This is a genomic window from Flavobacteriales bacterium, assembly GCA_016712535.1.
In the GTDB taxonomy this organism is placed as follows: domain Bacteria; phylum Bacteroidota; class Bacteroidia; order Flavobacteriales_F; family PHOS-HE28; genus PHOS-HE28.
The window spans coordinates 1,627,150-1,652,578 of record JADJQW010000002.1 but is presented as its reverse complement, the minus strand read 5'-3'; the positions used below and the strand labels follow the sequence as shown (position 1 = coordinate 1,652,578).

The window sequence follows — 25,429 nt, the reverse complement described above, 5'->3', positions numbered from 1 at the left end:
GCAGCTTGAGCCTTGGAGCTTGGTGCTTGAGGCTTGTTCATGAATTCGTCCATTCCATGCGACGATCTGCCCCGAAGGCCCATGGCGCGCCGTTGTTCTCCACGTTGTTGAACATGCTCGTGAGCGCGGGGCGCGTGCTGCTCTCCTCCATCACCTTGTAGCGGCGCATCTCCATGATGATGCTCACCGGATCGATGTTCACCGGACAGGCCTGGGTGCAGGCGTTGCAGGTGGTGCAGGCCCAGAGCTCCTCTTCGCTGATGCGCGAGTGCAGGCTCTGGCCATCGTCCTCCCACTTGCCCTTGGCATCGATGGCCTCGCCCACTTCTTCCAAGCGGTCGCGCGTGTCCATCATGATCTTGCGCGGACTGAGCAACTTGCCGGTGAGGTTGGCGGGGCACTCACTGGTGCAGCGGCCGCACTCGGTGCAGCTGTACGCATCCATCAGGCTCTTCCAGCTCAAGTCGAAAACGTCCTTCGCACCGAAGCGCTCGGGCACTTCCGCGCCAGCGACGGTTCGCGCGGGTGCCGGATCGGGCGGCGGCACGCTGGGGTCGATCATGCTCTTCACCTCACCCGTGATGCGCGGCATGTTGGCGAACTCGGTCCTTGGCGCCAGTTTGCTGTACCACACGTTTGGGAAGGCGAGCAGGATGTGCAGGTGCTTGCTTACCACGAGGTAGTTGAGGAAGCCGAGGATGCCGACGATGTGGAGCCACCAGGCCGTGCGCTCCATGGTGATGAGGGTTGAAGGCTGAAGATTCGAGAGGTTGAGGGTTGAGGCGATCGCGGCGCTGACCGGGAAGGACCCGGCCTGCGTGTAATGCTCGGCGCCGAGGCCCTGCAACACGAAGTCGGCCGCGTTCATGGTGAGGAATGCGCACATGAGCACGATCTCGGTGACGAGGATGATCATAGCGTCCTTCGAGGGCCAGCCTTTCATCTCGGGCTTATGGAAGCGGGGCAGCTGGATGATGGCACGACGGGCGATGAAGACGATGCAAGCCAACAGCACGCCGATGGCCAGGATCTCGAAGCTGCCGATGAGGAAATCATAGAACCCTCCGAGGAAGGCGCCGATGCGATGCGTGCCGAAGAGCCCATCGATGAAGATCTCCAGCACCTCGAGGTTGATGATGATGAAGCCCGCGTAGATGAGGCTGTGCATGATGCCGGCCACCGGGCGGACGACCATCTTGCTCTGTCCAAGGGCGACCCGCGCCATGGTGCTCCAACGCTCGGCCTTGCGGTCGTTGATCGCCTCCGGCTTGCCGAGGTGGATGTTGCGCCCGATCCGGCCCAGGTTGCGCGCGAATAGCGCGATGGCCGCGATGAGGAGGATGCCGAAGACCACTTGCGCGATCATGGCTTCATGCGCTTGTCGTCCTGCAGCGCTTGCTTGATGCGCTGCACATCGCTGTCGGTGAGCTTGGGCAGCTTGTCCTTCTTGCCGAAGAGCGAGAGCTGCACGTAGCGGTTGGGATTGAGGCGGAGATCCTCAAGCAGGAGGTCGAGCTCCTTGCTCGCGCTCTGCAGGTTGGCGTAGAGGGTATCGTTCTTCAGCAGGGCGCCGAGCGATCCCTCTCCTTGCTCCAGGCCGGTCATCACGCCCTTCAGCTTGGTGCTTGTCTCGGCAAGGTCAGCGAGCATCTGCCGGGTGCGCGGGCTCGCGAGGTCGCCGCTGAGGGTATCGAGGTTGGACAAGGTGGAACTGAGGCTGGCGTGGTAGCTATCGAGGTTGGCGGTGACGCGGCGCAGGTTCTCGAGCACGGCGTGGATGGTGACACTCTCGGCGGCCATGAGGGCATCGAGGCGGCGGCTGGTGCTGTTGAGGTTCTCGAGCGTACCGCGGATGCTGGAGAAGCTCGCGTCGATGTCGCCCAACGTGCTATCGTTGAGCAGGTCCTGCATGGTGGTGAGCAACGAGTCGATGTTGGCGAGCATGGCCTCGGCCTTGCGCTTCAGCGGATCGATCTGCTCGCCTACCGCATCGGTGAGACTCAGCTCGGTATTGCCCACAAGCGTGTCGCCGGCCTGCGCGACCTCTGGACTCTTGCCGATGATGATCTGCAGGGCCCGGCTGAAGAGGTCAGCACTGTAGATCTGCACCTTGGTATCCTTGGGCAGCTTCAGTTGGCGCTCATTCAGCTGGAAGCTCACGGCGATGCGGCCACTGCCATCGGGAAGCAGGCCGGTGCCCACCACCTGGCCCACCTTGTAGCCATTGAGGAAGACCGGCGAGGCCGAGTTCACGCCGCTGATGTCATTGTACACCACATGGAACACGTTGCGCTTGGTGAGCACATCGAGGCCGCGCAGGTAATTGATCCCGAAATAGAGCAGCAGCAGCCCGGCGATGGCGATGCCTGCAATGCTGTACTCGCGTTTGATCTTCATGCTCCGCTCCTATCGGCCTTGGGCCAAATTAACCGCTTCCTGCAGATCGATCCGTTGCCCATCGCGGAAGGCCACGATGAAGGCGCCATCGAATCCCTTCTCCTTGCATCGCCGCTGCACCGCTCGGGCTGCATCCAGGCTGACCTCATCGCCCACGGTGTACTTGAAGAGCCCCTGCCCCTTGTGCTCCTCAACACCTTCGAGGCCGTTGAAGTTCTTCGCTTTCGGGTCGATGCGCTTGCTGCTGGTGGCGATCTGCACCTTGAAGCGCACGCTGCTCTCCGTGCGCGGCTTCGGCTCGGGTTCCTTCACCGCCACGCGCGTGCTGTCGGGCTTCGCCTCCTGCGCTGTTTCGGCGGGCAGGCCCTCGACGATGGATTTGTACTCCTTGATGGCCCGGTAGATGGCGCTGGCCATGAAATCCTGCCCCTGCTCCTCCTGGAGGAAATCCTCTTCCGTTGGGTTGGTGAGGAAGCCGAGCTCGATGAGCACCGCCGGCATGGTGGTGTAGCTGATCACGAGGAAACCGGCCTGCTTCACCCCGCGGTCCGGCCGCCCCACGCGGTCCTTGAACTGCTTCTGGATGAGTGAGCTGAGCAGCAGGCTCTGGTCGAGGTGCACGTTCTGCCGCAGGCTCAGTTCGATCTGGCTCTCGGGCCGCTTGGGATCGTAGCCGCCGTACTTCAGCTCATGCCCGTCCTCGAGCAGGATGGCGGCGTTCTCCTTCATGGCCACCTTCATGTTCGCATCGGTCTTGTGCAGGCCCATCACGTAGGTCTCGCAGCCGTGCGGATCCTTGCTGTCGTTGGCGTTGCAGTGGATGCTGAGGAAGATGTCGGCCTTGGCGCGGTTGGCGATCTGGGTGCGCTCCATGAGCTCGATGAAGCGGTCGTCGTCGCGCGTGTAGACCACCTTCACGTCGGGGAAGGCCTCGTTGAGGTACTTGCCCACGAGCTTGGCGACGTTGAGCGAGACGTGCTTCTCGGTGGTCTTGTAGCGGCCGGTGCCCAGGTTGCCGGGGTCCTTGCCGCCATGGCCGGCATCGAGCACGATGGTGCGGATGCGGTGCGGGTCGCGGCCTTGGCCCACGGCTGAAGCCGCGAGCACAACGATCGTTAAAGCGGCAAGCAGAGGGCGTAGCGGTCGTTCCAAGCGGCGCGGAGGGCGATGCGTACTTTTCGCGCCGCTCATCCGCGAGGATTCCCGGACCATGCAGGCACAGCGACGCATCCGGCCCCCGTGGCGCGAAGAAAGAGGCGCCATCAGGGGCGGCAGGTCGGCATCGGTCGCAGTTTTCATCATTTTCCTGTTGATGTGGACGGCCACCGGGGCGCGGGCGCAGAAGCTGAGCGATGAGGTGCGGTACAGCGCGCGCGACAGCATCCGGTACGACCTCGCTGAGCAATCCGTGTACCTCTATGGCGCCGCGAGCGTCCGCTACCTGGGCACGCAGCTCACGGCCGACCGCATCGTGTTCAGCTTCAAGAACGAAGAAGCCATGAGCTTTGGTGCGCCGGACAGCACCGGGGCCATCGCCGGGAAGCCGCGCCTGGTGCAGGATGGCCACACCATCGACGCCGACAGCATCCGGGTGAACCTGAAGACCAAGGTGGGCATCATCCGCGAGGTGCGCACGCAGGAGCAGGAAGCCTGGCTGCATGCCGGACTGAGCAAGCGCCATGCGAACGGCGAGGTGCACAGCCTGCGCGGCAAGCTCACCACCTGCGACCGTCCCAACCCGCATTACCACTTCCAGGTGAGCCGCATGATGGTGATCCCGGACGAGAAGATCATCAGCGGTCCGGCCTACATGAAATTCCGCAAGGTGCCCACGCCCCTGGCCCTCCCCTTCGGCCTCTTCCCTAACAAGAAGGGCGGCAGCAGCGGCGTGCTGATCCCGGTGTGGGGCAACAACCCCGCCCTCGGCTACTTCCTGCTCAATGGCGGCTGGTACCAGCAGCTGGGCGAGCGCGCCGACCTGAGCCTCACCGGCGACATCTACAGCCGCGGGAGCTGGGCCCTGCGCGGCATCACGCGCTACCGCTCGCGCTACCGCTACAGCGGCAACCTGCAGCTCAACCACAGCACCCTGCTCAGCAGCGACCCCGAGTACCCCGACTTCAGCCGGCAGCGCAACTTCTTCGTGAACTGGAGCCATCAGGTGGACGCGCGCTCCAGCCTCACCGACCGCTTCAGCGCCAGCGTCAACCTGGGCACCAGCAACAACTACCGCAACAACTTCAACAGCAACGTCGGCGATTACCTCAGCAACACCTTCCAGAGCAACATCAGCTACGCGCGGCTATGGCCGGGCAAGCCCTACTCCGTGGCCGTGAATGCGCTCCACCGCCAGAACACGCTCAACCGCAGCTTCGACATCACCCTCCCCGCCATCACCTTCAACCTGCAGCGCATCCTCCCGGTGCAGCTGCTGCGCCCCGTCGGTGCCCCATCGCGCTGGTACGATCAGCTCGCGCTCACCTACACCGCCAACCTCGACAACCGGCTCAGCACCACCGAAGAGAATCTCTACCTCGAGAACCTCGGGACCCTGGCGCGCGATGCACGCAACGGCATGCGCCACACCGCCGCCATCACCACCACGCTCAAGAACCGCTTCTTCAGCTTGAACCCGGAGTTCCGCTTCACCGACCGCTGGTACCTCGAGACGCTGCGCCGCACCTACCAGCCGGAGCCCGATACCGTGTTCACCGACACCGTGGGCGGCTTCCGCCGCGCGGGCGAATGGAGCGCGGGCGCCACGCTCACCACCAAGCTCTACGGCATGTACACCTTCCGCGGCGGCGCGGTGCGCGCCATCCGGCATACCATCACGCCCAACGTGGGCCTCAGCTACCGCCCCGATAACAGCACGCGCATCGAAGGGCCCTTCGGCGCCAATGGCTCGCTCGGCACCTACTCGCCTTTCCAGATCGGGATCTATGGCGAACCGAGCGTGGGCGAGAGCGGCTCACTGAATGTGGGCGTGATCCAGAACGTGGAGGCCAAGGTGCGCGACAAGAAGGCCATGCGCGAAGACAGCACCGGGCAAGGCGGCCTCGCGCTCAAGAAGATCAAGCTGCTCGATTTCCTCGGCATCAACAGCAGCTACGACATGCTCAAGGACAGCGTGCGCTGGTCGTCCGTGGCGATCGCGGCGCGCACGCTGATCGCGAACGCGATCAATGTGAACGTGAACAGCACCTGGGATCCCTATGCCGTGGACCTCGATGGCCAGCGCATCAACCGCAGCGAGCGCAGCACAAGCGGCGCATTGGCGCGCATGCTCTACACCAACGTGGCCTTGGGCGTGGAACTGAAGAGCAAGCGCTACGGACAAAGCACCAGCGCGGAGCCGCCGGGCGGTCAGGTGGTGCAGGACAGCGATCCCGCGAAGGGCGCGCGCCAGAGCTTCAGCATGCCGTGGCGGCTGGGCGTGAACTACAGTTACGATGTGAGCCGGTCGTACCGGGAGGGAACGTACACGCAGGACGAGCGCAAGAGCGTGCTCTTCAATGGCGATGTGACCGTGCTGAAGCATTGGAAGCTCGGCGGGCAGAGCGGCTACGACCTCGTGGCCGGGGAATGGACGCCCACCTCGCTGAACCTCTACTGGGACCTGCACTGCTGGGAGTTCAACTTCAACATCACGCCCATCGGACTGCGCAAGAGCTTCATGGTGCGCATCAACGTGAAGGCAAGCATCCTGCGCGACCTGAAGTACGAGCAGCGCCGGCCTTACGGCAACGACAACAATCTGCTGTACTAGAAGCAATCTCAAAATGATCCTTCGGGCTGCGCCTGGGCCTTTTTCGGGCATCCGTCGTTGCTCAACCCTTGCAGAGCATCCAGCTATGCGCGAGTTTCGCGCCTAGGCTGCCCGAAAAATTCCTCCGGCTCGCTACCAAAAACCATTTTGAGATAGCTTCTGAATGGAAGACCAGCTTGAGCCTATTCATCCGGGGCCTTGGGGCGAATTCCCCGACCGCTACTGGAGCACCTACTTCGGCGACGAAGCCACCTATTACCTGTCCGAGCTGGGCCGTTTGCGCCAGGGGCAATCGCTCGATTTCCGCTGGGCGGCCTTCTTCCTGGGCATGCTTTGGATGGTGTACCGCCGCATGTATGTGATCGCCGCGTGCGCTGTGGGGCTCATCCTTTTGCAAAGCACCATCGAGGAAGGCCTTTACGTGCTTCTAGCGCTCGATGAACTCGCACAGAGCATCACCGGCTTGGTCATCTCACTTGCCCTGAACGCCGCGATGGGCTACTACGCCAACCGCGTTTACCTCTGGGATGCGCGGCGCAATATCCGGCAGGTGCTGGTGGAACTGCCGCACGCGCACGAGGCCGAAGTGCTCGCCGCCATTGCCCGTCGTGGCGGCCATAGCGTGGGAGCGGTGTTCGTGTTCCTGGCGCTGTGCTTGGGCGCGGCGCTGGCGTTGACCGTGGGATTGGGCGGTTTCTTCTCGATCTAGTGAGGAGTAGGCTGTGCCTGCACGCCCCCCGACCTGCTACCGCATCCCCCTTTTCTCCAGCAGCGGCTCCACGCGCGGGTCGCGGCCTGTGAAGTCGCGGTAGAGCTGGGCCTCGGGCTTGCTGCCGCCCTGACTGAGCACGGTGGCGCGCAAGCGTTCACCGTTGGCGCGCGTGAGGCCACCGTTCTCCATGAACCACGCGAAGCCGTCGGCATCCATCACCTCGCTCCAGAGGTAGGCGTAGTAATTGGCCGCGTAGCCGGTCCAGGCATGGCTGAAGTAGCAGCTGCGGTAGCGCGGCGGAACCTGCTCGAGGTCGAGGCCGTGCTTGGACAGCGCCGCGTGCTCGAAGGCATCGACATCCTCGACGAGCGGCGCATCGGCCGTCAAACCGTGCCAGGCAAGATCGATGATGGCCGCTGCGAGGTACTCGGTGGTGCGATAGCCCTGGTTGAACGTGCGTGCCTTGCGCAACTTGTCTGCAAGGTCCGCGGGCATCGGCTCACCCGTGCGGTGGTGCCTCGCGTACCGCGCCAGCACCTTCGGGTCCAGCGCCCAGTTCTCATTCACCTGCGAGGGGAACTCCACGAAATCGGTGCTGGTGGCCGTTCCACTGAAGCGCGGGTACTTCTGCGCGCTGAGCATGCCGTGCAGACCGTGCCCGAACTCGTGGAAGAGCGTGATCACATCGTCCCAGCTGAGCAGGCAGGGCTGACCCGCTGCGGGCTTGGTGTAGTTGCACACTTGCGTGATCACGGGCTGCTGGCCCAGCAAGGTGCTCTGGTCAACGAAGGTGCTCATCCACGCGCCGCCGTTCTTGTGGTCGCGCGCGTAGAAGTCCCCGTAGATGAGCCCGATCACGCTTCCATCAGCATCCACGATGTCGAATACGCGCACATCCTCATGGTACACGGGCAGGTCCTTGCGCTCCTTGAAGGAAAGGCCGAATAGCGCATTCGCCGCGAAGAAGACCCCATCGTGCAGCACGCGATCGAATTCGAGGTAGGGCTTCACGGCGGCCTCATCGAAATCGTACTCCGCCTTGCGCACCTGCTCGGCGTAGTAGTCCCAGTCCCAAGCGGCCAAGCGCCGTGGCCCGCTTCCGTTCATGCCCGGCTCCGCATCCATCATGGCTTGCAGCTTCCCGGCTTCCTGGCGGGCATTGGCCACGGCGGCCGGTGCCAGGCGGCCCATGAGCTCCATGGCGTTCGCAGGTTCCTTCGCCATCTGGTCGTCCATCACGTAATGCGCCCAGGAAGCGAAACCGAGGAGCTGCGCCTTCTGCGCGCGCAATTGCGCGAGACGCGCAATGATGGCGCGATTGTCCCACGCGTTGCCGCGGCTGTTGCGCGCCAGGCTGGCTTTCAGGATGCGCTCACGCAGGGCGCGGTCATTCAATTCGGCCAGCACGGGCTGCGTGGTGGTGTTGCGCAGGTCGATGAGCCATCGGCCCTCGTGCCCCTTCTCCTTCGCCGCCAGGGCGGCGGCTTCGATGGCCTCACCTGATAGTCCATCCAGCAGGCGGGCATCGTCAACCAGTACCGCCGAGGCCATGCGCTCCTTGAGGATGTTCTCCTCGAAGCGCGCCACGAGGCGGGCCTCTTCCTCATTCAGCTCCGTCATGCGCTCCTTGCCGGCGGCATCGAGCAGGGCGCCCGCGCGCACGAAACGCGTGTAGCAGCGGTCGAGCAGGCGCACGTCCACGGCATCGAGCTGCAGCGATTCCATGCTGTCACGCAATCGCTTGATGCGCGTGAAGAGGCGCTCATTGAGGGCGATGGCGTCGTAGTGCGTGGCGAGCTTCGGGGCCATGTCGGCCTTCACGGCCTGCAGCACTTCGTTGGTGGCGCAGCCTACGAGGTTGTAGAACACGCTGCTGGCGCGGCTCAGGTCCTGCCCCGCGCGCTCCAGCGCCACGATGGTGTTCTCGAAGGACGGTGGCTCCTCGCAGTTTGCGATGAGGTTCACCTCAGCGCGGTGACGCTTCATGCCCTCGGCCAGCGCCGGACGGAACTGATCATCGCTGATGCGGTCGAAGGGCGGGGCCTGGAAGGGCAGCTGGCTGGTCTGGAGAAGCGGATTGGTCATCGACGTGAAGCGGATGGAGGTGTTCAAGGGCGCATGCCGCGCGACACTCGCAGACCGAGGTCTTCGGATGTGATGGTATGCTTGGTGCGCGCGGACATCGTGGCGCAAATATGCGCGGTGCTGTTGAAGCGAGCGTGCCTCGGTTTGATTGTGTCACCAAGAGGAAATGCTGAACCGCAAACCAGATGGCGCTTGTTCTATTTCAACCTTTTGCTTCGCCAAAAGGTTGAGCCATCCCTTCGCCTACGGCTCGGGAGGCGACGGTGCGCGGGGGAGCCTGCCCCGGGCAAAGACCCGGGGTGGACACCCACCGCACGCGGCACCTGAGAACTCAGATGCACGCTGTCATGTTGTGCCGATCAATCAGGTCGTGATTGTGCGAATCGAGATGAAGCCTGAATGTCGCGAAATCCTGCCACTCGATCCGATCGCGCCGAAAGCGCATCCTCACCACGCGGCGCCGTAGAGCCTGCCGGTCCGCGCGGGGTCCTTCAGGTCGATCCAATGCACGTGGATCGGTTCCTTGTCGTCGGGCCTGCCGTTCCCGTTCTCATCGAGCCGGGCGAACACGTACATGAAGTCGTTCGCGGGATCGTACTCCGATTTCATCACCGACGCATTGGTGGGCACCAGCGCGCCCTTGCGCTGGCCATCGGCACCGAAGTGGTGGATCCGCCGCAGGTCCTTCGTGTTGATGAAGCCGTCCTCGTTGGTGTCCTCATCGTAGGCCGTGACGATGAAGAAGTCGCGGGCCACGGGGGCGCCGTTGAGGGTATCGCGCGAGAAGGCGGGATAGTAGAGCGTCTTGATCAGCACCGGCTTCTCGAAGAAGCGCCGCTGCACCCCACTGGCTATGTCGTAGTGCGCCACATTCACCAGGTTGTAGCCGTAGGCCGCCTCGAAGCCGGGCATCAGGTGGCCGTTCCAGTTGTTCAGCAGGTCATCGTCACCTTCATCGTAGCGGTAATGGAAGCTGTTCGAGCCGATGAAGCTGCGGCCATCGTCCTTGCGGCGGTTCACCTTGTAGAGCGTGACGAGCCGGATGCCGGGCATGCCCGTGAGCAGCACGTTGCTCGGCCGCGTCTCGAAGACCAGGGAGTCCTGAACCAAGCCGCTGGCCGCTGCGGTATCGGCACCGCTTGCCACCGGGCCCACTTGGAAACCCTTCTCCTCCAAGCGCGGGCCGGAGCAGGCGGCAACGAGCAAGGCGATGCCGGAGCAGGCGAGGAAGGCTAGTGGTTTCATGGCGGTGGCGGTGGAAATGTAGGACGACGGGGCGAGGGAGCGCCCCCACTTACAAATCCGGCCGCAAAGCTCGGGCTTGCGCGCGGCGAGACCGTGCGTGGGCCATGTCCGGGTTACATTCGCTGAAGGCCATGATGGAATAGGTAAACACGCACGAAACCGGCGCCCGCCAGCGTTGCGCATCCGACAGCCGCTACCCGATGAAAGACCGAACAAACCTTGTGCTTGCTTCAGTCTTGCTCACCCTTGCGGCGAGCGTGCCGTGCACGGCGCAATCCGATACGAGCCTCGATAGCCTTAGCCTGAAGGCGCGGGACGGCCGGATCCTCTTCCTGCAATATGATTCCATACCGCTCAATCACGAGACATTAGCCTTGCGCTTCAGGGCATCGAATGACCCTGTCCTGGTCGAATACTCGCGGAGGTACAAACGGAAGGACACCTGGTCGGGGGTTCTTGGCGGAATCGGTTTTGGCTTCGTTGGTATCTGGGTCATCAACGAAGCTGCGAATACCGAATTCTACGGAACGGATGGAGCATCGAACGCATGGCGCAGGCTGGTGGTGGGAACCTCCATCTCTTTCTGTACCGCGAGTTTCTTGGCCAGGCGATCCGCGAAGCGTGAAATCGTGCGCGGTGTTGAGCATGTCGTGTACTAGCGCAAGAGCGGCAACGCCAGGCTACCCTCGACCGTTGGGCGCGGCACCCTTAGGCCCCCGCAGGGTGAGCCGCTGATCGCAACCCCGCCACCGAACAACCGCAGCGGTCTGCCATCTTCGGCGAACCTGGGTCAAGGGTTTCTTTCAACAGCCGTGGCTATCTCGGCGCCTTGTCCATGGTCTTATAGAATCTCCTGCTGCTGGGATTCGCACTGAAATACGTCCTGCGGCGCTCGTATCCGGCATGCACTTCACTTCCGGTCGTTAGGTCGTATACCACGGTGAATTGCTTGCCCGTGTATTTGTAAAAGAGCGCATGCGTGCCGATGACCAAACCACCGCCGCCCGGTATCAGGAAACCGAACATGAGCCAACGACCTAGCTTGAAGATGAGCCTGTTCCTGGTCATGAGCACGAAGGACAGCGTGAGGTAGCGGGCATCGTGCCGCTCACCGAATGCGTAAAGCTCATCCCGATCAAGCACGAAGGGCTGCTGGTCATTGGCGAGGAAGGCCTGCAATTGATCCTGATAGAAGCAGAATTCGTTGTATTCCCGTGTGCCTGTACTATCCAGACCGAAGCTGCTCATCGCCTTCACCTTCCGTTTCTTGCTCGAGCTGAGTTGCTCAATTTCCCGGCAGTAACGCGCGTACGCGTGCTGAGGATCAAGAATGCGCGGCTTGCCCAAGGTGTCGAGAATCATGATGAACGGTATAACGACATGCCCGGTCCGCGTCCAAGGGCCTATGATCCAATGGTCATTTGTTTCGAGCAGTTGGGCCGCCACTGTATCGGACATGAGTGCGACGATCATATCCTCCAATCTCGTAACCGTCCGATCCGCCTTAGCTGTTCCAGCCTCATCAGGATCATGGACCACCGCTGGCTGCGTGCGTTCCTGTTCGGCCGGATCCACTTCGACATGCTCGCTCAACAGCGTATCAACCACGTTATTCGCATGCTCAGAGGAATCGGCTGCCATGGACACGGTCGATTCAACGGGCTCGGGAACGAAACCGCTTTCGTTCAGCGCTCTCGCGGCGATGGCGACAGAATGGCGCATGTCGAGATCGTGCTCCGCCGCGGGCAGCATCGCGCAGCGATGGATCACCGATGCGTACAGCTCGAGGCTGGTCATGCGGCCGATGGTGCTATTGAATGCCCGTATGGCAGGGTCGCTGTAGGAGTCCAGTGCAACTGGCATCCGTCCATCCTTGGTATCGTCGGCAATCTCGGCTATTGCGAGCAAGCACTTCACGGACAGCCCGTTGAGGAAGGGGCTGTCAGGGTATTCGCCGAGCAGGCCATTCGCCTGGATCAATGCCAGGGCGAACTCGCCATCGATGAAATAGGTGTAGGCGAGTTCGAAGCCGGCCATGTCGCGCACGATAGCGTACGAGGGGTCATGCGCCAGGATGGTCCAAGCATGCCCATCGCTCAATGCGTGCAGCATGGCGCGCCTTGAATCGATGGCGGGGTGCGTATCGAAAGAAGCATCACGCTGTCCATCCACTGGTGCACGATCTTGAAGCTCCGCATTGAGGATGTCGTCGAAATGCTCCGGCGCCATTCCGAAGAAGGCTCCATCCGGCACATGGGGATAAACCGGTCCTTCGGAGCGTTCAAGCACATCGAACACCCGGCCAGGGTCATGTTTCCCGTAAGGCGAGGAGCGATAAAGGAGGACCCCAGCGCTATCGGCAATGACTTCCTGTTGCCGAGAGCGCCTGTACTTGGTTCGGAGCAACTGCGCGGCGCTCTCCTGCTTGCGCGTCAAGGACTTCATGCGCTTGGAGATGTCGTGGTTAAGCACGAAGGATTCGTACACATCGCCATTCAGGTAATGCTGCACCTCATGGGCCAGGACGAAGGCGAGCTCAGCCCTGCTCTTCAATCTGGCGAGAAGGCCCAGTGTCACGAATATCTTCCCATCGTTGCTCGTGTAGGCGTTCACAGCAGCAGCTCGAATGCAGAAGACCCGCAAACGCGCCCGAAGTGCGGCGTCAGCATGCAGCAAGGTGTCCAGCACCTCGCTCATGTACAAGCTGATCGGGTCATTGTAGAGCACACGGCCGGTGGCGAAGAGGTAACCCATCGCAACGGTGTTGTCCTTGACGAATCGATTCTTGCGCTTTTGCTTGTCCCGCACGGCCTGTTCCTGGGCTTCCAAGTAGTATTCACGCAGGTCCAGTGGCACAGCGCCTGTGCTTTGCAGCGGCTGATAGTCACGGAAGCGCGTATTCGCGTAATGAAGCAGGCTCTGCCTTTCCGGCAATGAACTCATCCTTTCCAGGCTTCTGCGCTCAATTATCAATGCATTGCCGCGCAAGGCATCGGTTCCCCTGCCGATCACCGCGCTCAAGCTGTCGATGGCGACTGTCCTCCAGCCGGCTCCGCTCGCGTAGTGAAGGCGCCCGCTCTCCAAGCGCAGGACTTGCACCGGCCTGCGCGCGCCATTCAAATAGACAAGCGTATCCGGGAATAAGGCCTGCGCAGAGGCGTGAAATGGGGTCCACGCGGCGAGGAGAAGGAGGCATGATGCCTTTGCAAGGAGCTGCATTGAACAAACATAGCGTGGTGCTGTCGCATCATACGCACTGGACGACGGTCCATCGGTTTCGTCGGCGCCTCCGCCTCAGGCCCGAAGGGCCAGGACATTCGTAATCGGATCGCGCGCCCGGATCCTCTTCGCGTGACGCTTGTGCGGTTCGATCGCATCCGGGATCGAAAGGCGCCCCTTACTCATCCAGCCCAGCTCGATCCGCTTGCCTGGCTTGTAGCCTGTGATGAGCGGGTCTAGAGGTCACCGAGAGAGCTTGGTTAAGCGTATGCCACGAAGTACATCTCCATCTCCCCCTTGCCCTTGGCTTGCACTTTACCTCGGGGGGTGAAGACGAATGCAGGTGAATGGTGAACAGGAGTTGGTGTATGGGAGTTGGTGAATGGCGAATAGGTGGTGGCGGGGGCATTTCCATTCACTATTCGCTCTTCACCATTCACCAATCGGTAAGTCGCCTCGCTGATGTTCACCTGCCCCACTTCACCACTGCTCTCCATGCGGCTGGCCGTGTTCACCGTATCGCCCCAGATGTCGTACTGGAATTTCTTCACCCCGACGATACCGGCCACCACGGGGCCTGTGTGGATGCCGATGCGGATCTCGAAATAAGGAAGACCTACCGCGATCCTGCGCGCCTTTCCTTCGGCGATGAAATCGCGCATTTCCAGTGCTGCCTTGATCACATCCGTGGCGTGCGTGGTGTTGGGCGTTGGCAATCCGCCGGCGGCCATGTACGCATCGCCAATGGTCTTGATCTTCTCGATGCCATGCTTCTCCGTGATGCGATCGAATTCGCTGAAGCATTCGTTGAGGTCCTGTACCAGCTGCGTGGGCGTGACCTTCTCGCTCATCGCAGTGAATCCCTTGAAGTCGGTGAAGAGCACGGTGACCTGATCGAGCAGCACCGCCTCGGCCTCGCCCTTCGCCTTCAACTCCTCCGCCACCTTGCCAGGCAGGATGTTCAGCAGCAGTTCATCGCTTCGTTTCCGGGCCTTGCTGATGCGGTTGCGCTGGAATAAGAATGTCACGGCCAGCAGCACCATGAGCCCGAAGCCGCCGATGAACGCGTTGCGCTGCACGTTCCTGCGGCGCAATTCCTCCGCCGCCAGGGCGTCCTTCTTCTCCTGCTCGGCTTGAAGCAAAGCCTCCTTTTTCTCGTACTCGTATTGGAAGCGCTGCCCCATCACGCCACGGCGGTTCTCCTCGCTCGTGGTGCTATCCTTCATGGCCAGGTGGATCTCGTGCATCCGCAGGGCGTCTTCCGCGCGGCCCTGCGCCTTGGATACCTTGTAGAGCAGCTCCGAGGCGATCTGGATGTTCCTCACATTCCCGGTTCCCTGCGCCAGGGCAAGGGCGCGTTCGAAGCAGGCGAGCGCACGCGGCATATCGTCCTTCGCACGCGCGATGCTGCCGAGCCCCATGAGGCTCGTGGCCATGATGTCGTCCATGCCCAGTTCTTCGGCCAAGGCGAAGGACCGCTGGTAGCTTGCCTCGGCTGCGGCCAGTTCACTGCGGCTCTCCTGCAACTCCGCCAGGCTCGAAATCGCCGTGGCCAGCAATGGGCCATTTCCCAGGCTATCGCAGAGGATGATGCTGCGCTCGTAAATCACGCTGGCCCGCAGGGTGTCGCCCAGGATGAAGAGGCTCGAGGCCATGCTGATCAGATACGTCGGCATGTTCTCCGCATCCTCAATCGCCGTGGCGATGGCCAGCGCTTGCTCGTAGTGATCCAACGCGCGTCGTTCGTCGCCGATATCGCTATAGATGTTACCGATGCTGCTCAGGGTGCTGGCCACCAGGGCGCTATCACCGAGTTCCTCCACGATCCGCAGGCTGCGCATCAAGGCTTCCATGGCCTGCGTTTTCTGCCCCAGGTCGTTATGCGCTCGCCCCACATTCCCCAAGGCCAGCGCGTGCAAGCGCTTTTCCTGGCTGGCCTCGAACCACTCGGCCGTCTGCATGAACTTTCCCAGCGCCGTTGCAGGATCGCCGCGTATGCCGTGGGAAACCGCCACCAGGTTCATCCCGTGCGCCATATGCTTCAACAAGCCACTTGCTCTTGCGAAGGCGATTCCTTGCTCGGCGAGCAGCGCAGCGCTGTCCGGCGCGGTGAAGAGGTAACCCCTATGGGCGAGTGCATACAGGGCCTCCAGGCGAGCGGTATCGGGCCTTCCGCTGTGCCTCCATACGGCGAGCAGGCTATCCGCCCTTCTTGCATCCAGCCCCTGGCAGGCGCCATTCAGGCCCACCAGGACCAGCGGCACCAGGCAAAAGGGGCGATAGCTCCTGCGCATTGGGCGAGGGTGCGGGGTTGCAAGGCCAACGGCCTGACGACTGCGACAACGGCCGCTCTGATGAGCAAGCTACATCCTTTCTGTCATGACAACTATCTCCGCAGGCTCTCCGCCTCAGTCCCGAGGCGTCGGGATCCTGCGTGATCGGCTTCGCGCGCCCGGGTCCTCTTCGAGTGACGCTTGTGCGGTTCGATCACATCCGAGATCGAAAGGCGCCCCCTGCTCATCCAGCCCAGCTCGATCCGCTTGCCGGGCTTGTAGCCGGTGAGCGCGTCTAGAGGTTGCCGCAACGAGCTCGATCAAGCGTATGCCACGAAGTACATCTCCCCCTTCGCCTGCGCCTTGCCGTTCACTCTTTCATCACCGCGAGTCGCACCGCATCGCGCGTGCCCAGCTCCAGCACGTAGCGTCCGCTGGTCAGGCCGCGCAGGTCGATGCGCGCGGCGTTGCGGGGCAGCGAGCCCTGCCACGCGATGCGGCCCGCCGCATCGAGCAGGCGCGCCGGGGTGGTTTCGCGCAGGCCCGCCACCACCACTTCCTCGCTGGCCGGCTGCGGGTACAGGCGCAAGCCGAGGGCAGCGGCATCGGCCACGCCCACGGTGCCGAAGTACACCGGCAGGCTCTGGCTGTGGCAGCCGTTGGCGTCGGTGATCACCACGCTGTAGTTGCCGTTCACCACCGGGGTCCATTCCTGCTGCGTGGCACCGGCGATGGGGTCGCCGTTCAGGTACCACTGGTAGCCGCTGGCCGGCGTGCTGCTCACCTGCATGCCCGTATTGGTCACGGTGGGCGCAGGCGGCGGCGGGTTCACCTCGATGGTCACCGTGGTGCTGTTCTGGCATCCGTAGCCATCCGTGCCGTTCACCGTCCACGTGAAATCGCTGGTGGGCCACACCTCCACGCTGGCGCCGCTGGTGCCGCTGATGAAGAGGTTGGGGCTCCAGGTGTACAGCTGCGCGCCCACAGCGATGATGTTGGCCGTGTCGCCGAGGCAAATGATGTTGTTGCCCGCCGAGGCCTGCACGGTGGGCAGCGCGTGCACGGTGAGGATCATGAAGTCGCTGGCCTGGCAGCCGTTCGCATCGGTGACCAGCACGGTGTAGCTCGTGGTCTCCGTGGGCGTCGCGATCGGCGCCGCGATCCCGTCGTTGTTCAATCCGGTGGCTGGGAACCATTGGTAACCGCTGCCGCCGCTGGCCTGCAGCTGCGCGCTCTGGCCCAGGCACACATCCTCGTCCACACCGGCGTTCGCGGGCGGCAGGTCGTGCACGGTGACGTAATCCGGCATCACCAGTGTGTCCGGGCCATCCACCGTCTCCACGATCAGCGTCACATCGAAGCTGCCGCTGCCGGGGTACTGCACCGTGGGGTTCTGCTGGATGCTGCCGCTGGGCACGCCGCCCTCGAAGATCCATTGGTAGCTGCTGGGCGTGTTGATGCTCAGGTCGGTGAAGCTCACCGTGCTGCCCGGGCACACGCTGGGGTCGGCCGCGCTGAAGTTGGCCGCGTGCGCGGTGTAGCTCAGGGTGAGCCCGTTCACATTGGGGTCGCTGCTCCCGCTGCAGCCCCAGCCCGCCACGCAATTGTCCGAGGCGCGCACCCGGCCGTGTATGGTGCCGCCGCCGTAGGCGATGGCCGCCGCCAGCGTGGCGCCGGGCACCGTGCTCGCGGCCGGGATGTAGGTGCACTCCTGGTAGTTGCCGCCCTGGTACAGCACTTCCTCCCAGGCGCTCGCCCCGGTCTGGAACTCGATGCTGATGTCGTTGCCGCCGAAGCCGCTCATCCAGCAGGCCAGCCACTGGCAGCTCAGCTCGCCGGGACCCGTGGTGGGCGGCGTGGCGGTGAAATCGAAGGGCGTCCAGCTGTACACGCCCTGCATCAGCGGCAGGGTCTGCGTGTAGGTGGTCTGGGCCTGCGCTGCGAAGGGGAAGAGCAGCACCGGAAGGAATCGCATCGGGTTCATCGGCAGGGGGTTGGCGCCACCAAAATAGGCGGTGGAGCGGTAGCACCGCCGCTGGTGGCCGGCGCCCACGCGCGAAGCGCCGGCGATGCGCGGCACCAGATGGACGCAGCCGAGGAAGGACGCTCGGCGCAGGCCGAAGCCTGCGCCACGGTCATCGTGCAAGGCGGGAATCAGTATGCCGAGGCCGCAGGGTCGCGGAAGACGGCAGACCCATCGGAGGCGGTTTGCCGGGACGGCGATCGCGGTGCGCTAATATGTTGGTGGAGACCCTGCAGAGAAAAAGAGGTTGAGACCAGCATGCGCGCGCACGCTGCTGTATCCTCAATGGTCCTACATTAGGCAACAAACCTGTGCTGAATTGAGGGAACTCACTGAGCGAAAATTGAATCAGTTCAATTCGATTCCAAAGCACTCTGCAGCATGAAGGACGTACTAGAGTTGCTCAAACCACTCTTCAAACAACCCTGGTTCATCATCACTGGTTCCATGGTTGGCGGCTTTGGAATTGTGAATATGCTCGACTCCCTGATGTTGAGAATACTCAAGGCGCCATGGGCGTTAATTCCCGACTGGTTTAGGCAGCTCCTCGAGCTTTTCCGCTCCTTGGTGCATCCATTATTCGATTTGCTTCTTGGTTGGTTCTCAATTGAGTTGCCGCTGGTTTGGAAGGATTATCTGGCCATGGGGGTGATTGTCATGTTCATGCGGCTGAGGTCTACATCGGTGATTGCCAGGGCTGTGAAAGCTGGTGAGCTCACCTCCTATGAACAGAACTTCTGGACCGGGAAGCTCTTACTCACGAAAGAATCGAATACTCGACAGCGCATCTGCTTCTACCTCGGCCGGTTGGCATACGCACTTTTCTTCTGGCCCATGAAGTTATTCGGAGCAATCGGTCGGTATACAACCCGTAAGGGAAAGAAGATTGGAAAGAACGCTGTAGAGAAACAGGTGATCGAGACACAATATGTGGTTTTCTTTTCGAGCATAGTTTGGGCGCTCGTGATCCTTGTAGCCCTGCTGCTACTGAAAGCTGGAGATATAATCTTGGCATGAGAGTCGCCGGTCAGCTATGAGGTTCGCAGTTGTAACCAAGATGCGGTGCATTGAAGACAGAACAGTGATTTTCATGATCGCGTGTTCACCCACAAGTCAAATGGACTCCCTGCGCTTCGGAAACCTATTGAGCACCGCAGTGCAAGCGGATATGCATCACGATGAACTCGGCAGGTCTTAATGGCGCGAAGCCAATGGTTAGCAGGGTGCCACTGTGAATGTCGATTGAAGGGTTGTTCTCCTTGTCGCACTTCACGAAGTAGGCTTCCTTCGGTGTGCTGCCACAGAAAGCGCCTTTGCTGTAAAGAGCGTGCATGAAAGACCCTGCATGCATGCGCACCTTGGCCCAGGTTGGCTCGTTGTTCGGCTCGAACACCAACCATTTCAGGCCACGCTGCAGGCTCTCTTGAATGTGCAGGCCCGTGCGCCGCACTGGGATGTACTTCCATTCGGAGGCCAAACGGTTGTCGCCCGCCAAGGTGCGCGCACCCCAGATGATATTTCCGTAGGGCACCATCTTGCGAATGGCGTTCACACCAGAAATAGCAAACAGGCCCTGCTCCGCATCGGTCAAGGAGCAAGCCAGCGCACGCACGCCAACAAGCCCAACTTCGATACCAGCGGGCGCCTTCCACACACCACGTTTCGCGTCAGTTCGGGCTATTACACCAGCCACGCAGCCACCAGGCGGGAACTCGCGCACCCGGCCTTCCTGCTGCTTATCGGCCATCATCACGCCTGGGAAATAGATCATGGCATCCGCGGCAGCACCATCGCCACCCAAGGCCTGGCGCAAAGGCGCTGCCCCTTCAGCGGCATCGTTGGCTGTGCGCCATTCGGCAGGTGGGTCCACGAGCAACATGGCACCGCGCTGCGCGCAGAACCGGAGCGCTTCTGCCAGCACCGGCACGGGCACGGATACTTCCGGCGCATAGCGCGGCAGGTGCAGGATGTTGAATGCCGCAGCTCCATCCAGTGAGTTCATAGCGGTAATGGTTGCCATCTTGGCTTGGGCCAATGTGCCGTCCGGCTCATCACCGCTCGGCTCGCGCACCACCAGCGCTTCGGAGCCGCCGTTCTGGAAGAAGTGCAGTACCGCATAGCTCATCGGGCAAGCAACATCCAAGCCGCCGAAGAGGCGCACGTACTCGGCGTGGTTAACTACGCGCTTGGGCTCGTTCACCGGGCCGAGCAAGGCACGGCCCACGAATGCGACCACAGATACCGGTGTGCCGCTGATGGGCCTAGCGCCGCCCGTGGTTTCTTCAATGTACACCATAGCTGGTGGAGCGAGACGATACCGCGCTAGCAGGACCCTGCTGATCTGGTTCTAACACGGTAAAGGAAGGTAGGCCAGAGAATGTTGAAGCTCGGCTTTGGGAAATACCAGAACCCGTGTACCTATATAAAGTGTCCATCGCCAGCAGCCTAGTGCCACCATTTCCGTGGCCGTCTGGCCTACTTGAGACACCATGCTCCGCGCAGCGAGACACTGCGGGACGTCGGAGGTGGTTGGTCGGGACGGCGAGCGCGGTGCGCTGACAGGTTGGTGGAGACGCTGCGAAGCGCTAAATTCAGTCCAGCGCTATGCGGACCACTTGATCCGAGCCATCCATCAATTCAAGGTGTACTAAATACACGCCACTCGCCAACGAACCGCGATCGATCTCCACCCGGTCGGAAAGCACGTTGGCGGACACTTTCATGTTTCGTCCAGAAGCATCAAGCAAATTACACTGCTTCACGTGCATGCCTGCGGGCAAAGGGATCTCGAAGTGGCTGGATGCAGGATTCGGCCTAGCTAAAAGACCGCGGGAGAGCATGCCTTCGTCTGTGCTGTTCGGCGCAGCGCCGCAGAGCACCGCGAAGCCGAATCGTGGGTTCTGATAGGTGCCGTCAATGGTGCCGCCGATCATGATCTCGCAGCCGTGCTGGGCAATGGCCTTTACGCCACCGGTGCCCGGATCCCAGTCGAATGGCACACCCGAATCGGCATCGATGAGGCCGGCGCCATAGATCTCTTGACCGCCTATGCTTGAGAATGAGCCTCCGACGAAGACAGTGTCGCCCATCTGCTCCACCACATTGATGAATCCGGTCACCGAAGGATCCCAGCTGTCAAGTCCGCCAGTGGTAAGGTCGAACCGGGCCAGTCGATTACGCGCCGTACTGGCGATGTTGTTGAAGGAGCCGCCGACGTATAACGAATTCCCCACCGTGGTCAGATCACTCACGCCGTTATCCGGTTGCGGGTCCCAAGGCAGCACTTGGCCATCCGAGGCGCTCAGCAGCGCCAAATAGGAACGCGCCTGTCCGCCGATCGTGTCGAAGTCGCCGCTAACGAAGACGGAATCACCGGACTCGGTGAGTGCTATGGACCTGATCGGCGCATCGGCTCCAGGGTTCCACGCAAGAGCAGCGCCGTTCGTGGTGTTCACGGCGGCGATGTTGCTGCGCAGCTGGCCTCCGGCTTCGGTGAAGTCGCCCCCGATGTACACTACGCCATCGCCTACCGCCAATGCATTGCCTCGATAAACCACGAACTGGTCGCCTCCGAGATCCGGGTTCCATGATGTGACCGTGCCGGCAGGAAGGCTCAAGGCCGCAACATTCTCGCGATTCGTGCCATTGATGGAGTTGAAGTTGCCCGTGAGGTAAAGCGTATTCCCATGCTTCACCATGGCGTTGATGCCATCCGCGGCCGCGCTGATCACCACATTCGGGTTCCAGCTGGTCGCGGCTCCCGTGGTCAGGTCCAAGGCCGCCAGATGAGTCCGGTCCACGCCACCGATGCCCGTGAACGAACCACCTGCGAATACCTTCCCATCCTGGTTGCCCAAGGCTAGCACGGTGCCATAGGCTTTAGGGTCCCAGGCAAGCGCTGTGTTGCTGTTCAGGTCCAACTGAGCAAGGAAGCGCCGTGGCGCACCGCCAGCCGTTGAGAAGTCCCCGCCTACATACACGGTGCTGCCGCTGATGGAGAGCGCATTCACCTCGCTTCCGGTGATGCCCGGATTCCAGCTCGTGGCCTGCCCGTCTGAGAGGTTCAATTGGGCCAGTCTGAAGCGCGATTGCCCGCCGATCGTGTTGAACTCGCCGCCGACGAGGAGCGTGCCCGCATGCACTGCCATGCACTCCACGAAGCTGTTCGCATTCGGGTTCCAAGTGGTGGCCACGCCTATGCCAGACTCGCTGAGCGCGGCGATGCGGTTGCGAGTTTGCCCTCCGATCTGCGTGAACGTCCCGCCCGCGTATATGACACCGGAATTCACGGCAATCGTAATGACCTGCCCGTTCGCCTCCGGCGCCCATGATGTGGGGCTCCCTGTGGTCGCATCGATGGCGGCGATGTTCGTCCTTGTCTGACCTCCAACGGTGCTGATCACGCCTCCGACGTAGAGCACGCCATTGGAATGCACGATTGTTCGTACCGTTCTGGTGGTGGCGGGGCCCGTGATGTTCGGGTCCCAGGGCAGAAGACTGCCAGTGGTGGCATCAACCGCCGCAATCAACGTGCGAGCCTGCCCGCTCACTTGGGTGAAGTTGCCACCGATGTACAGTGTATTCCCTACCAGTGCCATCGTGCGCACGAAGCCGTTCGTGCCAGCATCGAACGGATGCACACTGCCATCGCTGTTCATTCGTGCCACACCTCTTCGCGCCTGGGAGCCGACCCAGTTGAAGTATCCTGCGATGAACCAGCCTCCATTGCCATCGGGTATCACGGCCTCCACACGCTCGTCAGGATGGTCATGCCCCAAGCTCGGTTCCGCCGTCACCGCATCGATGAGTGCGCTGTGAGGTGTTGGCGGCGAGACATGCGTGAAGTTGCCGCCGATGAAGACACGATTGGTCGGTTCATCAACGATGATTGATCGCACTTCACCGTCGGTGTGCCACCAATGCTCAACAAGCGATTGGCAGTTAACGCGATCGGAGTGGAAGAAGGCTCCCGCCAAGAGTGCAGCAGGCACGCAGGTGCGCCATGCTTGTTTCGTGAACGACATGAGGCAAATAGGTCTAATACAAAGCTATTGAAATCCCCAACGCGCGTAGGCTGTGACGGGGCCATGGAACTAGGCCTCCACAGGGTATCCGTCCTCGGGACCCTGACGCACTTTGCCGCTGGGCCGCAGGGTTTCCTGCGGAAGACCTTCTCCTTGTAGTCCGTCAAGCGGTAGGTGTTGAACTCATCATCCTCGCAGGGCCTACCCTGAAGCTAGCCATCGCCATGCCCCCGTATGGGTCTCGCCGCGCGTGGCCTGTGCGTGGTATGCGCAACGTGAGGCACCTTCAACTTCAAGGAAAGGGAACTCCGTGGCGTGTCATCCTCGGGGCCGCAGGGTCGCCGAAGACGGCAGACCCATTGGAGGAGGTTGGCCGGGACGCGATCGCTGTGCGCAGACAGGTTGGTGGAGACCCTGCTGAGAGCTAAGCGGGTTTCTAGTGCCTTCTTCTCTTCAAGATGGTCATGGTGGCCTTCTGAACGACCGTGGTGCAGCGATGCGAACCTCCTGAGCAAATGGCCTCCGTGTCGTAGTAGACACGAAAACGAACTACAGGTGGTGGTCCCTTAGGGAAGGCGTATTTCCCAGACCAAGTCGAAATCCGATCGGGTGCCGACGGAACGCGCTTTGTATCAGGCGGATCCGTTCTAAACGTCAAAGTATCCGTCCTCCTCAGTCCATCGATCGCAATTCGACCACTGATGCACCGCCAACCATAGTTCTTGTACCCCCGGTAATCTTTCGATGAGCAAAGGGAACCATCTGAGACGTTAACGCAGTTGTCAAAATCCGTGAGGAAAGAACCTGAGAAAAGGATCTTCACGGTATCCCCGCTCGCGAAGTAGCTAGGAGACAAGCTGAAGTCGAGAATGGACGTACCATAGGAGACAGGTGTGTTGGGATCCACGAGTTCCGTTGCGAGTGTGTCATACCGATCAATTGGAATGCTTGGCGTGACAACGACTTCCGGCTGAGCTGGCGTGTTAGTCGTCGGATCAACAGTAAGCGCATGCGTCGTATCACCAGTGGAGTTATTAAGCAATGTATCTTGTAGGCAAGTGACCTGTACGCGGAAGCTGGTGTCAGACTGCACGTGGAACGGTAGCCATCCTGTTGGAATGCAATTGGCATGCCCCACCTTCAACTCGATCGAAGCACCCATATCTAGACTGGTGCAATACCGCCCATGTAAACCCGGGATCAACCTGGTTTCAGGATTTCCTTTCTCGCGGATGCTTACAGTAGCGGGTTGCAAAACTTTTCCAGCCATGTCAAAAGGCTCAACACAGAAACGGTACGTGCGGTTTCCCGGTGAGCAGTCCTTCAAGAAGAACAACGCGCAAAAAGCACCTCCTATGCCCAAGACGATCAACGTGGGGCCAAGACTAAATTTGAAAGTGAAGCCAGTTTTACTTACGCCACCTTCTTGCGGGGGCACATTCTGTCGTCGGCGCTCATTAGCTTTCTGATCCCGTATGGAGAGCCACACGCCATAGATCGCGACGATGAGGCAAATGATAATAACTAACCATTTATAATTACAGTCGTCTTGCATGGCTTAGCGGTTTGAGTTAGCCATTGAGTAAATCACTTCCATCGTCCCCACGCTCACCGTCGTCACCCTCCTCAGCAAGTCTATCACCTTCTCCTTGTAGTCCGCGAAGCGGTAGGTGTTGAACTTCTCGGCGATGGTGGGGTCGCTGGGCTTCTTCTCCTTGTACTGGTCCAGCACCCATTCCAGGGCGCTGTTTGAGCATTCGCTTCTCATTTCCATTGCTTCTCGAACTGACTGCGTCGCAGCCACCCGCCCAACCTTGCGCCCATTGGGTGCTGCCGAAAGCGAGCTATGACCGGGTCATTGAACAACCTTATCAACGGTGCGTCAGGTGTTTGGATCTGGGGATAGCCAAAAAGCTTGAGTTTCCATTTCTTCCTGACCAAGAGTGGATGGATGTATTCGCCAAGCCATTGCTGGACCACAGAGCAATACGCGGTGCACATCGCTATATAAAGTCCATCAGTACTTGACTCTATCCACCCTTGCTCTGATTCCGAGACGGTAAGGAATGTCTGAGCTGTTGAGCTGATGTACATCGCATCGGTCTGTACAGCATCCGGTAGCAGAACATTTGAGTGCAAGAGCGCAGTCGCTTCTGCCGAGAGTCTGGTTTGTAGTCGCCGCAAATGCATTCGTAGTTCGGAAGAGTGAATAGTCCCGTAGCGGGTCGCAATTGCTTTCTGGAAACCCGTGATCGAATATTGCTCAGTATCGAATACCATGAACGGTTCTTCTTTTATCGCTTCACGCACAGGACCGAGGAACTCCGCATACGCCATCACCATGCGCCCGAGATGATGTGCGATCAGTGGTCTCGCACGGCGCAGTTCCTTTTCCGTTCTGATATGCACATCAATGAAATAGAACACGAATCCAGCGATACCGGAGGCAGCAATATTGGAAACGAATGCGCTGAGCTTCAAGGACTGCAACAAGGGTTGGTCACCGTCAAGACCAAAGTAGACCCCGACACAAACCGCCAGGAAGACCCACATTTCACGACGAACTGTGGTGAAGTAGCGCAGCACAGCTTTCATCGCGCTGATTTCGACATTAACCCAACAATTGAGACCGCCCCACACTCACCGCACACACCCGCCGTAGCAAGTCTATCAGCTTCCAAT

16 protein-coding genes and 1 pseudogene are annotated in these 25,429 nt (G+C 61.0%); 4 read left to right on the top strand and 13 right to left on the bottom strand.

Translation table 11 applies throughout. The annotated features are described in order from the left end of the window. Positions 1–37 precede the first annotated feature (37 nt). From IPK70_06705 to IPK70_06695, 3 genes are read right to left on the bottom strand one after another with little or no spacing between them, the layout of a single operon-like run. Positions 38–1,366 carry a (Fe-S)-binding protein gene (locus tag IPK70_06705; protein ID MBK8226849.1) on the bottom strand — a complete coding sequence of 443 codons (1,329 nt, stop codon included), beginning with the start codon at positions 1,364–1,366 and terminating at the stop codon, positions 38–40. Next, entirely contained in the window at positions 1,363–2,397 is a 1,035-nt protein-coding gene (locus tag IPK70_06700; protein MBK8226848.1) for an MCE family protein, read from the bottom strand. Before IPK70_06700 ends, IPK70_06705 begins: the two co-directional genes overlap by 4 nt. A gap of 9 nt (positions 2,398–2,406) precedes the next feature. Beyond that, positions 2,407–3,504, bottom strand: a complete 1,098-nt coding sequence (locus tag IPK70_06695) for an N-acetylmuramoyl-L-alanine amidase (protein MBK8226847.1) — start codon at positions 3,502–3,504, stop codon at positions 2,407–2,409. 205 nt (positions 3,505–3,709) lie between these two features. Between IPK70_06695 and IPK70_06690 the strand changes: the two genes are divergently transcribed. Both IPK70_06690 and IPK70_06685 read left to right on the top strand, forming a co-directional pair. Beyond that, positions 3,710–6,166, top strand: a complete 2,457-nt coding sequence (locus IPK70_06690) for an LPS-assembly protein LptD (GenBank protein ID MBK8226846.1) — start codon at positions 3,710–3,712, stop codon at positions 6,164–6,166. 163 nt (positions 6,167–6,329) lie between these two features. Then, complete coding sequence (locus IPK70_06685; protein ID MBK8226845.1) at positions 6,330–6,875, top strand: DUF2628 domain-containing protein; 546 nt, start codon at positions 6,330–6,332, stop codon at positions 6,873–6,875. Between the two features lie 36 nt (positions 6,876–6,911). Here the strand turns inward: IPK70_06685 and IPK70_06680 are convergent, their stop codons facing one another. Both IPK70_06680 and IPK70_06675 read right to left on the bottom strand, forming a co-directional pair. Next, positions 6,912–8,963, bottom strand: coding sequence for a M3 family metallopeptidase (locus IPK70_06680; protein MBK8226844.1), 2,052 nt, complete (start codon positions 8,961–8,963; stop codon positions 6,912–6,914). A gap of 447 nt (positions 8,964–9,410) precedes the next feature. Then, the gene (locus tag IPK70_06675) at positions 9,411–10,208 is read right to left on the bottom strand and encodes a hypothetical protein (GenBank protein MBK8226843.1); all 798 of its coding nucleotides are present in this window, start codon (positions 10,206–10,208) and stop codon (positions 9,411–9,413) included. A gap of 236 nt (positions 10,209–10,444) precedes the next feature. On the opposite strand from IPK70_06675, the gene IPK70_06670 reads away from it, so the two are divergent. After that, positions 10,445–10,867, top strand: a complete 423-nt coding sequence (locus tag IPK70_06670; protein ID MBK8226842.1) for a hypothetical protein — start codon at positions 10,445–10,447, stop codon at positions 10,865–10,867. A gap of 157 nt (positions 10,868–11,024) precedes the next feature. On the opposite strand, the gene IPK70_06665 is transcribed toward IPK70_06670, so the two are convergent. The 3 genes from IPK70_06665 to IPK70_06655 form a co-directional block, all read right to left on the bottom strand. After that, positions 11,025–13,427, bottom strand: a complete 2,403-nt coding sequence (locus tag IPK70_06665; GenBank protein ID MBK8226841.1) for a M48 family metalloprotease — start codon at positions 13,425–13,427, stop codon at positions 11,025–11,027. Between the two features lie 260 nt (positions 13,428–13,687). Beyond that, positions 13,688–15,721 (bottom strand): tetratricopeptide repeat protein, encoded by a 2,034-nt coding sequence (locus IPK70_06660; GenBank protein MBK8226840.1) that lies wholly within the window; start codon positions 15,719–15,721, stop codon positions 13,688–13,690. Positions 15,722–16,070: 349 nt separating this feature from the next. Then, positions 16,071–17,684 (bottom strand): PKD domain-containing protein, encoded by a 1,614-nt coding sequence (locus IPK70_06655; protein MBK8226839.1) that lies wholly within the window; start codon positions 17,682–17,684, stop codon positions 16,071–16,073. A 420-nt stretch (positions 17,685–18,104) separates the two neighbouring features. Between IPK70_06655 and IPK70_06650 the strand changes: the two genes are divergently transcribed. After that, a complete protein-coding gene (locus IPK70_06650; GenBank protein MBK8226838.1) occupies positions 18,105–18,740 on the top strand; it encodes a hypothetical protein in 636 nt (211 codons plus the stop codon). A gap of 124 nt (positions 18,741–18,864) precedes the next feature. Here IPK70_06650 and IPK70_06645 read toward each other — a convergent pair whose 3' ends face one another. From IPK70_06645 to IPK70_06625, 5 genes and pseudogenes are all read right to left on the bottom strand, one after another. Beyond that, positions 18,865–20,019 carry a phage tail sheath family protein gene (locus IPK70_06645; protein MBK8226837.1) on the bottom strand — a complete coding sequence of 385 codons (1,155 nt, stop codon included), beginning with the start codon at positions 20,017–20,019 and terminating at the stop codon, positions 18,865–18,867. A 295-nt stretch (positions 20,020–20,314) separates the two neighbouring features. Beyond that, a complete protein-coding gene (locus IPK70_06640) occupies positions 20,315–22,747 on the bottom strand; it encodes a hypothetical protein (protein ID MBK8226836.1) in 2,433 nt (810 codons plus the stop codon). A 436-nt stretch (positions 22,748–23,183) separates the two neighbouring features. Next, complete coding sequence (locus IPK70_06635) at positions 23,184–24,302, bottom strand: hypothetical protein (protein ID MBK8226835.1); 1,119 nt, start codon at positions 24,300–24,302, stop codon at positions 23,184–23,186. Positions 24,303–24,305: 3 nt separating this feature from the next. Beyond that, positions 24,306–24,491, bottom strand: a pseudogene (locus IPK70_06630) (helicase). 20 nt (positions 24,492–24,511) lie between these two features. Beyond that, positions 24,512–25,342 (bottom strand): hypothetical protein, encoded by an 831-nt coding sequence (locus tag IPK70_06625; GenBank protein ID MBK8226834.1) that lies wholly within the window; start codon positions 25,340–25,342, stop codon positions 24,512–24,514. Between the last annotated feature and the right edge of the window lie 87 nt (positions 25,343–25,429).